Origin of the sequence: Parasphingomonas halimpatiens (assembly GCF_036663795.1) — a bacterium.
In the GTDB taxonomy this organism is placed as follows: domain Bacteria; phylum Pseudomonadota; class Alphaproteobacteria; order Sphingomonadales; family Sphingomonadaceae; genus Sphingomonas.
Map to the genome: position 1 here is coordinate 58,699 of NZ_JAXOJP010000017.1, position 12,035 is coordinate 70,733.

The window sequence follows — 12,035 nt, forward strand, 5'->3', positions numbered from 1 at the left end:
CGTTTGCGCGGTCCGCCCCGCGCCGCCGGGGCAGATCATTTCAGGGGTAATGCCAGCATGGCTCGCCGCCGGCAGATTTACGAAGGCAAGGCCAAGATCCTGTACGAGGGTCCGGAGCCCGGGACGCTGATCCAGTATTTCAAGGACGATGCCACCGCGTTCAACGCCCAGAAGAAGGGCACGATCAGCGGCAAGGGCGTGCTCAACAACCGCATCTCCGAGCATATCTTCACGCTGCTCGGCATGATCGGGGTGCCGACGCACTTCATACGCCGTCTCAACATGCGCGAGCAACTTATTCGCCAGGTTGAGATCATTCCGGTCGAGGTGGTGATCCGCAACGTCGCCGCCGGCTCGCTGTCGACGCGCCTCGGGATCGAGGAAGGCACCCAGCTGCCGCGCACGATCATCGAATATTATTACAAGGACGATGCGCTCGGCGATCCGATGATCACCGACGAGCATATCGCCGCGTTCGGCTGGGCCAGCCAGGAGGAGATGCACGACATCGCCGACCTGGCGATCCGCGTGAACGATTTCCTGTGCGGGCTGTTCGCCGGGATCGGCATCCGGCTGGTCGACTTCAAGCTCGAATTCGGTCGCATCTGGGACAATGACTATGGCCGGGTGATTCTCGCCGACGAGATCAGCCCCGATGGGTGCCGGCTGTGGGACATGGAAACCAACGAAAAGCTCGACAAGGACCGGTTCCGTCGTGATCTCGGCGGCGAAGTCGAGGCTTATCAAGAGGTTGCACGGCGTCTTGGCCTTTTGCCCGAAGGTGCGGACAGCGCCGTTCTCGACCTGGAGAGCCATCGCAAACGCCGCGGAAAGTAAAGCGGCGCCGGCGGAGCCGGCGCTGCGGCGAACTGACCTCCACCGCGAAATCGGCCACGTCTTAGCGGCTCGTTAACCCTATCCGCTTACCAACGGTGCCCGAGATCAAGCTCTTGGGGGCAGCGACACGTCATGCGTAATTATCTTCTTCTCGCCTCGGCCGCCATGCTGACCGCATGCGGCGGCGGCGCCGGGGTCCAGACCGTCGGCGGCAGCGCGACCGGCACCGGAGCGGGGACGACGACCACGACGGGTACCTTCGTGGCGCCGACCGAGGTCAAGACCTATAGCGGCCTCGGCGTGGCGCAGCATTACGAATATTATACGCGCTCCGACAGCAGCGGCCAGGGCGGTCAGCTCTATGCCGGCGACGCGAACACGGTGCGCGACAGCGGCATCTCGGTGACCTACAACCCGCGCGACGCGATCTTCGACCTGACGATCCAGCGCACCAAGGCGAACGTCACGGTCGGCGGCGACCGCTTTCAGGATCCGGCGCACCGCACCGATTTCGGCGGCGCGCTCCAGCCGCAGGGCGGCGTGCCCAATCTCAACCTGCCGACCGACAAGGGGATCCAGTATCTCCAGTCGGGGAGCAGTTCGGGCAACCTGCTGGCGACCTATGCCGGCGCCTCGACCTATCGCGTCGGCGACCAGGGCTATACCTCGACCACGCAGACCTTTTTCTACCAGAAGCCCGGCACGACGACCAAATATGTCACCTATGCCGGCTATGTCCGCAACACGCTGAGCGTCACCCAGGCGACCGATGCCGGATCGTCGACGCCCTATCTGCGCAACGCCTATTCGCTCGATCGCGCGCTGTTCGTCTATGGCGAGACGACCAACAACAGCGCGGTGCCAACCAGCGGCACCGGCACCTATACCGGCGACATGCTGGCGACGGTGGTGTTCAACCCGCTGCTCGACAGCGCACCGAACACGCCGACCTACATGCAGTGGATCAGCGGCACGCAGACCAGCACGGTCGATTTCGGCAAGAAGACCGTCGCGACGACGCTGACCGGCACGGTCTCGGCGCCGGTATTCGACGCTTATACCAACGGCACCGTGTCACTCCCCGCCGGCTCGACCTTCACCGCGCACGCCAACAGCACGATCGATCTGGTCGGCAAAGGCGGCTTTACCGGCAGCTTCGCCGATGCCAGCTTCGTGCGGCCGGGGATGAGCACTTTCAACGTCGTGATCGCCGGATCGAGCATCGACGGCGGCTTTTACGGCCCCAATGGCGAAGAGATCGGCGCGGGCTATCGCATCGTCGGCGGCACGCCCGACCAGCGCATCGACATCCTCGGTGTCCTGACGGGCAAGAAATAATGCAGCGGCTGCTGGCAGCGCTGCTGGCGCTGTCCGCACTGCTCCTGACGGCCGGTCCGGCAACGGCCGACTCGATCCTCGACCAGTGCGTCGCGCAGACCTGCAAGGCGCGGCTGACCGCCGACCAGGTGCTCGACGAGGCCCAGAAGCTGGTTCTCGCCAAGCGCTTCGACGAGGCCCGCCCGCTGATCGCCGCGCTCGCTGCGGTGCCCTCGCTCCATTTCGAATCGCAGTTCCTCACCGGCTATGTCGCCGAGCAGACCGGCGACTATCACCACGCCGAGGCGATCTTCCGCGCGATCCTGGTCGACGACCCCAAACAGACGCGGGTCCGGCTCGAGCTGGCGCGCACGCTCTTGTCGATGGGCAAGACGCAAAAGGCCGACCATCAGTTTCGCCTTGCCGCCCAGGCACCCGACCTGCCGCCCGAAATCACCCGCACGATCCGTTCGGTGCGCAACATCATTCGCTCGAAGCGCGCCTGGACGCTCGACCTCGCGCTCGGCATCGCGCCCGACACCAATATCAACAACGCGACCGGCGCCGACAGCATCACCGTCCTGTTCGGTACCCAGCCGATCCCCCTGACGCTGGGTGCCAATGCCCAGGCCAAATCGGGCGTCGGCATCAACGCGACGATCGATTCGGGGCTACGCCTGCCGATCGCCAAGAACACCGCCCTACTGGTCGATTTCAACGCCGGGGGCACCCTCTACAAGGCCAGCGCCTATAACGACGTGTCGGCCGAGCTGGCGGTGGGCCCCGAGCTCAAGCTGTCGGAAAAGCTCCGCCTGCGCGCCGAGGGCGTGGTGGGCCAGCGCGATTATGGCGGCAGCGTGATCAGCCGTCAGGTCGGCATCAAGGGCGGCGCGGAGTATAATCTCAGCGACAGCCAGCGGCTCGGCTTCCAGGTCGATGCGCGGCACACAAGGGCCTTTTTCGACCATGGCTATGACGGCTGGCAGATCGGCGGCTACGCCACCTATGAGCGTGTCGTGGCGCGCTCGATGATCGCCTCGGCCAATCTGTTCGTGCGGCGCGATGCGCTGGCCGACCCGGCCTATGCCAATAGCGAGATCGGCGGCGTAATCGGGCTCGGCGGCGAATTGCCCAAGGGGTTCAATTTCGGCGTCAGCGCCGGGGTGTCGCACGCCAAATATGATGCAGCGTCGTTCTTCTTCTCGCTCGATCCGCGCCGCGACTGGCGCTACAATGCGCGCCTGACGCTGGGCAACCGCGCGATCAGGCTATGGGGCTTCTCGCCCAGCTTCAGCGTCACCTATGCGCGCAACGCCTCTTCGATCACCTATTACACGACGCAGCGCACCCGCTTCCGCTTCGCGCTGGCACGCTATTTCTGACGAACAGGGCCCGCCGGACGGCGAGCCCTGCCCCGTTCAGCGCCGATCACCGAAGATGCTGAGCAGCATCTGAAACAGGTTGACGAAGTTGAGGTAGAGCGACAGCGCGCCCATCACCTGCAGCTTCGCCGCTGCCTCGGTGCCGCCATAGACGGCATATTCCGCCTTCATGCGCTGCGTGTCCCATGCCGTCAGGCCGACGAAGATTGCCACGCCGACGATCGAGATCGCCAGGTTGAACGCCGAAGAGGCGAGGAACAGGTTGACCACGCTGGCGACGATGATGCCGATCAGCCCCATCATCAGGAACGACCCCATTTTCGAGAGGTCGCGCCCGGTGGTGTAGCCCCACAGGCTCATCCCGAGAAACATCGATGCGGCGACGAAGAAGGCCTGGGCAATGCTGGCACCGGTGAAGACGAGAAAGATGCTGGCCATCGACACGCCCATCACGGCGGCGAAACCGTAAAAAGCGGCGCGCGCGCCGGCATCGGTCATTCGATCGATGCGGAAGGTGAAGAAGAACACGAAGGCAAGCGGCGCGAACATCGCGACCCATTTGAGCGGCGTGCCGAAGATCAACGCGGTGAGCGCGGGCGTGCCCGCGACCAGCGCGGCGACGATACCCGTGATGATCAGGCCGAAGCCCATGTGGCGATAAATGCCCAGCATATAGGCCCGGAGACCCGCGTCATAGGCGACGCAGGTGGCCCGCGGCCGTGCCGGAGAGGTGAAGGGCTGGTTCACGACAATATCCTCAATCCATGAATGGCTCAGGGATCGAGCAGTCTCGCTGCGGTCATCAAGGGTGGTTGGATGTCCCCTGACGGCACCGAGCATGCTCGATGCGGTCCGACATCACGTCCGGAAAAATCCGGCCGCCAGAGGGGCCCGGCCCGCACACGCAATATCGTCGGCGCGGTCGTTCATTTCAAGAGCCTCGCCGCGCCGGGCGCTATGCCGCCAGACGCATCAGCAGCGCGAGGCCGATCAGTGGCCGGTGCAGGGCATAGAGCGGATAGGAAACGCGCCCTGCCGCCGTCGCGGCCATTGCGAGTCGCGCGGGCAGATTGGCCGAGAGCGCCAGCCAGATGATCATAGGCACCACCGTCACCACGAGCAGCGGGTCGGTCGCCCACCACCGACTGGCCGAGCAGCCGATCAGCGCTACCGGCAGCGCCGCCAGCACCAGCAGCGGATTGGTCGGCGCGGTTGCGGCACGGCGGCGCCACAAGCGATGGAGCAACATCCCCGCGGGATAAGCGAAGCCGACACGGAAGAAACCTCCGATCCATGCCGGCCCCGCATCGCCGACCGAGAGATCGCCGGCGACATAAGCGATCGCGAACAGCGACGCGGCGAACAGCGCGGTGACGATGGCGAGACGACGGTCGCTCAACCGGTGGAGGATAACGGCATGGGCGAGGTTGGCGATCAGTTCGAAAAACAGCGACCATTGCACGCCGTCGAGCGGGAAAAGCCCGTCGCGCGCGCCGGCCAGTGGCACAAACGCCATGGCGCGCAGGGTCAGGCCCAGCGTTGCGCCGACGGTAGCACCGCTGGCCAGCGCCAGCGTGGCGCCGGCCAGGATTCCCCCCGCCATGGTCGGCCACAGCCGCCGGATCCGCGCACGCAGAAAGCGGCCCGTCCCGAACGAGCGCGACCAGCGCCCGTCATAACAATGCGCCATGACGAAGCCGCTGAGCATGAAAAAGAAATCGACCGCGAGGTAACCGCGCGCGAACCAGCCCGGCCCATGCACTGCCGCCTCGAGATGGTAGAGCAGCACGATCAGCGCGGCGATACCGCGCAGCGCGTCGGCGGCAAGGAAGCGATGCCGGGCGTCGTACGCCTGCGGCACCGGTCCGATCGCACGGGCGCTCGTCGTGCCAGCCGGCGCGCTTTCGATCGGCTCGGCAAAATTCACGACGTCCTCCCGTTCGCCGCGCACCTTACGCGCGAGCGGTTCACGAAGCGTCACCAGCGTGGCGTCTTGTCAGCCTTTGACACGAAACCCGCAGATGATGCCGAAGACGAACGCGCTGACCAGCGAAAGCTGCACCCAGCCTTGCGGATCGCTCCAGCCGAAATATTGCCCGCCGAACGCGAACAGCGCGATGAACATGATCATTGCCAGCCCGGCCATGCCCCATACTCCGATACGCCCGCCCGCACCCGATCGCCTGGCGGCAGTGGCGAGGCTGATCCGCAAACGTAAATTTTGCATGAAGCTTGCCCCGCGCGCGCGGCCTCGCCATAGCGTCCGCCACCGCGCAACCGGGGAATCGGCCATGAAGCTTCGTATCGTCGTCACGCTCAAGCCGGGCGTGCTCGATCCGCAAGGCAAGGCAATCCACAAGGCACTGGGTGGACTCGGCTTTGGCGGCGTCAACGACGTCCGCGCCGGCAAGCTGATCGAACTCGATGTCGCCGACGATACCGACGACGCGACGATCGACGCGATGTGCCGGCAATTGCTCGCCAATACCGTGATCGAAAATTACCGGGTGGAACGCGCATGAAGACCGCCGTCATCGTCTTTCCGGGGTCGAACTGCGATCGCGATCTGGCGGTGGCGCTGCGCCACGTCACCGGCACCGCCCCGACCATGGTATGGCACGGCGAGAGTAGCTTGCCCGACGGACTCGGCCTGATCGCCCTGCCCGGCGGCTTTTCCTATGGCGACTATCTGCGCTCGGGCGCGATGGCGGCGCGGTCGCCGATCATGCGTGCGGTGGTCGAAGCGGCCGGGCGCGGCGTGCCGGTGCTTGGCGTCTGCAACGGCTTCCAGGTGCTGACCGAGGCGGGGCTGCTGCCGGGCGCGCTGATGCGCAATGCCGGGTTGAACTTCGTGTGTCGCAACGTCGCGCTGAGCGTGAGCAACGCGCAGTCGATCTTCACCGCGCGCTATGCCCAGGGCGAGGCGATCAGCCTGCCGGTCGCGCATCATGACGGCAATTTCAGCGCCGACGCCGAAACGCTCGACCGCATCGAGGGTGAAGGCCGCGTCGCGCTGCGTTATGCCGAGGAGGTCAACGGCTCGGCGCGGCAGATTGCCGGCGTGCTCAACGCGGCCGGCAATGTGCTCGGCATGATGCCGCATCCCGAGCGCCGCATCGAGGCGGCGCATGGCGGGACCGATGGCTTGCGGCTGTTCGAAGGCCTGTTCGAGACGATCGCCGCGTAACCCCGATCGTCGCTGCGACGACCTCGCCGCCGTCGCAAATATGTAATCGATCCGATCCGGATTCTGTTGTGCTTTGCACGGTCGCGACGCGCGCATATGATCGGCGTAACATCCGGAAATTGCCGCATGGCAGGGTGTGACGAAGGGGGTTCGTCGTTCGGCCGCATGGGTTCGCGCGGCGACCATTGCAGCATGCGGGGGAGCGGATTTGGCACAATCTTCGACCAGGCTCGGCGCGCCGCTTGTCACCCATGGCGAGCGCCCGCACAATGTCGCGTGCAACCAGGCTTCGCCGCGCCGTTCTCCCGCCGGACGCGGCGTCGCCGCCGCACCATCCCCGATATCCGCCCGATAGCGAGAGTCCTCACCGATGAACCGATCAGATCCGGTCACACGCCTGACGCCCGCGGAGCAGGCGCTCGTCGCGCAGCTCGACGCCAGCAGCGATCGCGCGACCATCCTTAAGGAACTCAAGGCCAATCTGCAGACCGCGATCGAGATCGAGCTCGCGACGATCCCGATCTACCTTTACAGCTATTATTCGATCCAGCGGAACGCGACGAGCGGAGAGGCGATCGACCGTGCCCAGGCCTTTGCCAACAAGGCCGGCGGCGTGATCATGAGCGTCGCGGTCGAGGAAATGCTGCACATGTCGCTCTCGTCGAACATTCTGTTCGCGATGGGCGTCGCGCCGCAAATCTATCGCCACGCGCCCAAGAAATATCCGACCGGCCTGCCCTATCACAATCCGCAAGGCCCCAAGGGACCGAACGGCGAGACCGCGGTGCTGATTCCGCTCGCCAAACTGAGCTTCGAGCAGCTGTGGCATTTCCTGCAGATCGAATATCCCGAGCAATGGTCGGCCCCGCCACAGGACCGCAACTGGCAGACGATCGGGCAATTCTATTCCTATATCCGCTGCCTCATCCACACCAAGTTCCTGACCGACGCCGACTTCCAGCAGGGCGCGGCGGCGATGGCGATCCAGCCGTACAATTACTCGCCGAACAACGTCGACACGATCTATCCCTCGGGCAAGTTCGATCCGTGGAAGCCGGCACCACCCGGCCCTGCCTCGGCATGGACCACGGCGGACGGATATCCTTCCGCGGCAGAAGCCGCGCATTATCCCGACCAGGGCGACAGCCATGCCGGCCATGCCGAACTGATCAGCGTCGCGTCGATCGCCGACGCGGCGTGCGCGATCGATACGATCTGCGACCAGGGCGAGGGTTATCCGGTGCCCTATCTCGGCCCAGAGAATGACGACGACCCGTCAAAGGGCGAGCAGTCGCATTATGTGAAGTTCCTCAATCTCCAGGCGCATTACGCGGCTTATGCGACCACTACCGAGTCGCTGCCGCTCGAACCGCCCCCGCCCGCGCCCCTGTTGCCGACGATCAGCCAGGCCGAACTAAATGCCGCGGGCCTGATCATCGCCTTTCCCGACAATCCGACCAGCGGCGGATATCCAGCAGAATATCGTGCGATCGCAGAATTTTGCAGTGCGTGCTTTCAATATATGCTGATCATGAGCGAGACGATCTACCGCGTTCCGCCGCAGCAGCAGAAGCGCTTCTTCAACGAGGGCCTGCATCGCTCGATGATCTGGGTGCTCGACAAATATATCCGCACGATCCGCCAGATCCCGCTCGGCGGCGGGACCTTCATGGGGCCGCTGTTCGAGGATCTCGATCTCGGCCCGCGCAAGACATCGTTCGCGGCGCTGACCAAGATCGGCACACGGGCAATCGACGCGGCCGACAAGATCCTCAAGAAGCTCAAACCCGACGACCCGCTGGTCAGCGTGCTCGGCAACGTCAAATATTATATCGGCGTGGCAACGCCCCAGCCCAACAGCGGCGCCGGCGACGCGGCGCATCTGCCCGACGTCGCACCCTATTGGCGCGATTGAGCCACGTGATTCTCGCATTGCTCTGAAGAGGACAGGACCCATGCCTCATCCCGACAAACCCTCGGCCGCCGCAATCCCCGGCGTCCCGGTCCCCAAGCCCTACCCTTATGCCGACGCCCCGGCCTTCCCGGGCCCGAACAAGATCGGCGCGGGGCCGGCCGGCATGCCGCTGCACGCCTGTATGGGGTTGAACAGCTGCCAGGGGAGCGACCGTTTCGGTACCAGCGGCCCGCCCGGCGGCGAGCCCAACGCCTGTGCCGGCCAGGGCTATTGCTCGACCGCCAAGGACCACACCTGCCACGTCCAGAACCAGTGCCGCAACCAGGGCGGCTGCGGGCTCTATGGTACCGGGGAGGAGATGGACAATCCGGGCCACAATGACTGCAAGTCGCTCGGCTCGTGCGCCACGCCGATCAACGCCGAACGTTTCAGCACCAACGGCCCCAATCGCGGCAAGAGCGTCTGGGCGCGCGCGCGCCAGGTATTCGAGGACAAGGCCTGGCCGGCGATGCGCCAGGAATTGCTCGAAAAGCAGGCACGCGGCGAGGTACCGGCCGACCAGCCGCTGCCGGGCACGCTCGGGCATCCGCCGGCCGGCTTCACGACGACCGGCCCAACCTATCTGTGGATCAGCGACGACAATATCGCACGCGGCAACATGACCGCGTGCGGATCGAGCGGGATGAGCGGCGCGGGTGGCTGCAGCTAGCGCGACGATCGCCGACCTGCCGAAGCTCGGGCTGGGGCTCGGGCTGCGCAATGTCCATTTCGAGCACATCCTGACCGAATGGCCGACAGTCGACTGGTTCGAAGCGATCTCGGAAAATTTCATGGATTCGGGTGGGCGGCCGCGCGCGGTGATCCGCGCGATCGCCGCGCGCTACCCGATCGTGCTGCACGGCGTATCGCTGTCGATCGGCAGCACCGATCCGCTCGATCGCGACTATCTCTCCCGGCTTAAGCTACTCGCCGACGAATTGCAGCCCGCGTGGATCAGCGATCATCTATGCTGGACCGGCGTGCTCGGCTTGAATTCGCACGACCTGCTCCCGCTACCCTTGACCGAGGACAGCCTGATCCACGTCGCGGAGCGCGTCGCGCAGGTGCAGGACTTTCTCGGTCGGCCGCTGATCCTTGAGAACCCCAGCAGCTATGTCCGCTTTGCCCATTCGACGCTGGAGGAGCCCGAATTTCTCCGCCAGCTCGCAGCCCGAACCGGGTGCGGACTGCTGCTCGACGTCAACAACGTTCATGTCAGCTGCTTCAACGCCGGCTCCGACCCGCACGCCTATCTCAACGCCTTTCCCTGCGAGCATGTCGTGCAGATGCATCTCGCCGGCCACCAGCATCATGGCACGCACATCATCGACACGCATGACCGTCCGGTGCGACCCGAGGTGTGGGCGCTGTTCCGCCGCGCCTGGGCACGCACCGGCGGGGCCGCGACCCTGCTCGAATGGGATGGCGACATCCCGAGCTTTGCCGAATGCCATGCCGAGTTGCGCAAGGCCGAGCGCCATATGGGCGGCGCGCTCGATACAGCGGATCTCGCGCCGAGCGACATCGCGGACCGCACGCTCGTTTCAAATCCGGTGACCTTTCTCGTCCCGAACGTGATGGCTGACGCGATATGACGGTCGATGCCGTGCCGCTCGACCAGGTGCAGCGCTGGATGCACGACGCGCTCGTCTTTCCGGCGCAAGTCGCAGGCGAGCGGGTCGACTCCCTGCTGCGTTCATCGTCGGGGCTGAGCGGCGCGGCCGGTCTGGCGATTTACCAGCGCGGCTATTTCCTGCGCATCGCCGCGTGCATGCGCGAGCAGTTCCCGGCACTGTGTCACGCGCTGGGCGAAGCGCTGTTCGACGATTTCGTTGCCGACTATATCCGCGTCCACCCGCCCGAAAGCTATACGCTCTACGATCTGGGCCGGCGCTTTGCGGCATATCTCGACGACAGCCGCCCCGATCGCGATCTCGCGCCCGAAGCGCGCGAGAGCTGGATCGACTTCATGATCGATCTCGCGCGCTTCGAACGCCAGGTCTTCACCCTGTTCGACGCGCCGGGGCACGAGGGGCAGCGCTTCGCCGACGACACGACGCCCGACGAAGCGCTGCGCCTGCAACCCTGTTTCGCGCTTGGCGCCTATCGTTTTCCCGTCGCGGCCTATTATCACGCGGTGCGCCAGAAGCAGGCGCCGGCGCAGCCCGAGGCTGCACCGCATTTCGTCGCCATGGTGCGCACTGATTATGTGACGCGAACCGTGCCGCTCAACGCCGCCGAGCATTGCTTCCTGGCGGCGATGGCCGACGGTGGCACGGTGAATGCGGCCATCGAGGCCGTCGCGCGCCGCCTCACGATCTCCGCCGACGCCGTGCGCGAGACCTGGGCCGCGCCGCAGGGTGCGCGGGCGCACTGGATTTCGTGGGGCTTCCTTATCCCGGCGTAATGCGAAGGCGGTTTACGCCTCGTCCCCGAACGCGCCGATCGCTTCGAACAGGGCGGTGAGCGCGGCGCGCTCCTCCTCGACGATTTCCGGGCGCCATATTTCGAACAACAGAACAACGCGCGTCTCGGTCCCGCGATTCCATGCCTCATGCTCGATCGAATCGTCGAAGATCAGCGCTTCGCCCATGCGCCAGGTGCGGGTCTGCGAGCCGACGCGCAAACCGCAATCCGGTGGCGCAATCAACGGGAGATGGACAATGAGCCGTGTGTTGAGCAGCCCGTGATGCGGGGTGATGTGCGTGCCTGGCTTGAGCAGCGAGAACAACGCCATCGGCGAGCGGGCGCGAATGTGTGGAATCGGCGCGGCTGCCAGTGCGGCCATCGTGCGCGGGCAACGGTCGGCGTTGCGCGCGACCCGCGCGCCGGCTTTCCACAGATAACAGGCACCCCAACTCGGATCGTCTAGTAACGGGTTGCGGGGTGGCGGACGCCCGGTGGGCGTTTCGACATAGGGCGCGAAATCGCCGTCCTCCGCGATGAGCGCTTCGAGTTCGGCGCGCATCGCCGGCGCCGCGGCTTCGAGCGCGGGCAGCCAGGCGAAGGCGTCGCGCTCATAGAATTCGATCTGCGGCAGCCCTGGAAAATAAAAGGCCGAGGGTTGCTGCAGGTAGATTTCGCGCTTGCCGGTCAGCAGGTCAATCGCATGCTGGACGCGCGGCGCGAGCGCGCGCGGCGCAAAGCCCGCCGCCGCGAGATGATCGAGCAGATGCGCCTCATAGTCGGCCGCGGCGCGCCCGAGAAAAGTCTCGATGCGTCGCAGCTCGGCGATCAGCGGCGCGTTCAGTGGGCCCTTTTCCTGCGCTTGCGCCGCATTGCCGAGTGCCGCCTGATAAAAGGCACTGGCCGCACGCGGATCGTGCTCCGCCATCAGGTCGCCTTTCATGATCAGTGC

The 12,035-nt window shown here is 65.4% G+C and carries 13 protein-coding genes; 9 read left to right on the forward strand and 4 right to left on the reverse strand.

The genetic code is table 11. The features are described from left to right. The first annotated feature begins 57 nt into the window (after positions 1-57). The 3 genes from purC (at position 58) to U1839_RS16735 (ending at position 3,536) form a co-directional block, all read left to right on the forward strand. Positions 58-837, forward strand: a complete 780-nt coding sequence (gene purC / locus U1839_RS16725) for a phosphoribosylaminoimidazolesuccinocarboxamide synthase (protein ID WP_281125160.1) — start codon at positions 58-60, stop codon at positions 835-837. Between the two features lie 132 nt (positions 838-969). Next, the gene (locus U1839_RS16730) at positions 970-2,175 is read left to right on the forward strand and encodes a transferrin-binding protein-like solute binding protein (RefSeq protein WP_332804726.1); all 1,206 of its coding nucleotides are present in this window, start codon (positions 970-972) and stop codon (positions 2,173-2,175) included. Continuing rightward, a complete protein-coding gene (locus U1839_RS16735) occupies positions 2,175-3,536 on the forward strand; it encodes a surface lipoprotein assembly modifier (protein WP_332804727.1) in 1,362 nt (453 codons plus the stop codon). Before U1839_RS16730 ends, U1839_RS16735 begins: the two co-directional genes overlap by 1 nt. Positions 3,537-3,572: 36 nt before the next feature. Here U1839_RS16735 and U1839_RS16740 read toward each other — a convergent pair whose 3' ends face one another. From U1839_RS16740 to U1839_RS16750, 3 genes are all read right to left on the reverse strand, one after another. Further along, positions 3,573-4,208: a Bax inhibitor-1/YccA family protein gene (locus U1839_RS16740; protein WP_281125470.1), complete on the reverse strand. Its 636-nt coding sequence runs from the start codon at positions 4,206-4,208 to the stop codon at positions 3,573-3,575. Between the two features lie 283 nt (positions 4,209-4,491). Continuing rightward, complete coding sequence (locus U1839_RS16745) at positions 4,492-5,463, reverse strand: acyltransferase family protein (protein ID WP_332804728.1); 972 nt, start codon at positions 5,461-5,463, stop codon at positions 4,492-4,494. Positions 5,464-5,532: 69 nt separating this feature from the next. Next, positions 5,533-5,763: a hypothetical protein gene (locus U1839_RS16750; RefSeq protein ID WP_332804729.1), complete on the reverse strand. Its 231-nt coding sequence runs from the start codon at positions 5,761-5,763 to the stop codon at positions 5,533-5,535. A gap of 64 nt (positions 5,764-5,827) precedes the next feature. Between U1839_RS16750 and purS the strand changes: the two genes are divergently transcribed. The 6 genes from purS to U1839_RS16780 all read left to right on the forward strand — a co-directional run bounded on the left by purS (position 5,828) and on the right by U1839_RS16780 (position 11,084). Next, complete coding sequence (purS, locus tag U1839_RS16755; RefSeq protein WP_281125167.1) at positions 5,828-6,058, forward strand: phosphoribosylformylglycinamidine synthase subunit PurS; 231 nt, start codon at positions 5,828-5,830, stop codon at positions 6,056-6,058. Further along, complete coding sequence (gene purQ, locus U1839_RS16760) at positions 6,055-6,723, forward strand: phosphoribosylformylglycinamidine synthase subunit PurQ (protein WP_332804730.1); 669 nt, start codon at positions 6,055-6,057, stop codon at positions 6,721-6,723. The genes purS and purQ overlap by 4 nt, the downstream gene beginning before the upstream one ends. A gap of 370 nt (positions 6,724-7,093) precedes the next feature. Further along, the gene (locus tag U1839_RS16765; RefSeq protein ID WP_332804731.1) at positions 7,094-8,638 is read left to right on the forward strand and encodes a ferritin-like domain-containing protein; all 1,545 of its coding nucleotides are present in this window, start codon (positions 7,094-7,096) and stop codon (positions 8,636-8,638) included. A 40-nt stretch (positions 8,639-8,678) separates the two neighbouring features. Next, positions 8,679-9,347 (forward strand): hypothetical protein, encoded by a 669-nt coding sequence (locus U1839_RS16770; RefSeq protein ID WP_332804732.1) that lies wholly within the window; start codon positions 8,679-8,681, stop codon positions 9,345-9,347. Then, positions 9,334-10,272 (forward strand): MNIO family bufferin maturase, encoded by a 939-nt coding sequence (gene bufB / locus U1839_RS16775; protein WP_332804733.1) that lies wholly within the window; start codon positions 9,334-9,336, stop codon positions 10,270-10,272. The genes U1839_RS16770 and bufB overlap by 14 nt, the downstream gene beginning before the upstream one ends. After that, a complete protein-coding gene (locus U1839_RS16780) occupies positions 10,269-11,084 on the forward strand; it encodes an HvfC/BufC family peptide modification chaperone (protein ID WP_332804734.1) in 816 nt (271 codons plus the stop codon). Before bufB ends, U1839_RS16780 begins: the two co-directional genes overlap by 4 nt. Positions 11,085-11,096: 12 nt before the next feature. Here U1839_RS16780 and U1839_RS16785 read toward each other — a convergent pair whose 3' ends face one another. Beyond that, complete coding sequence (locus U1839_RS16785; protein ID WP_332804735.1) at positions 11,097-12,026, reverse strand: aspartyl/asparaginyl beta-hydroxylase domain-containing protein; 930 nt, start codon at positions 12,024-12,026, stop codon at positions 11,097-11,099. Between the last annotated feature and the right edge of the window lie 9 nt (positions 12,027-12,035).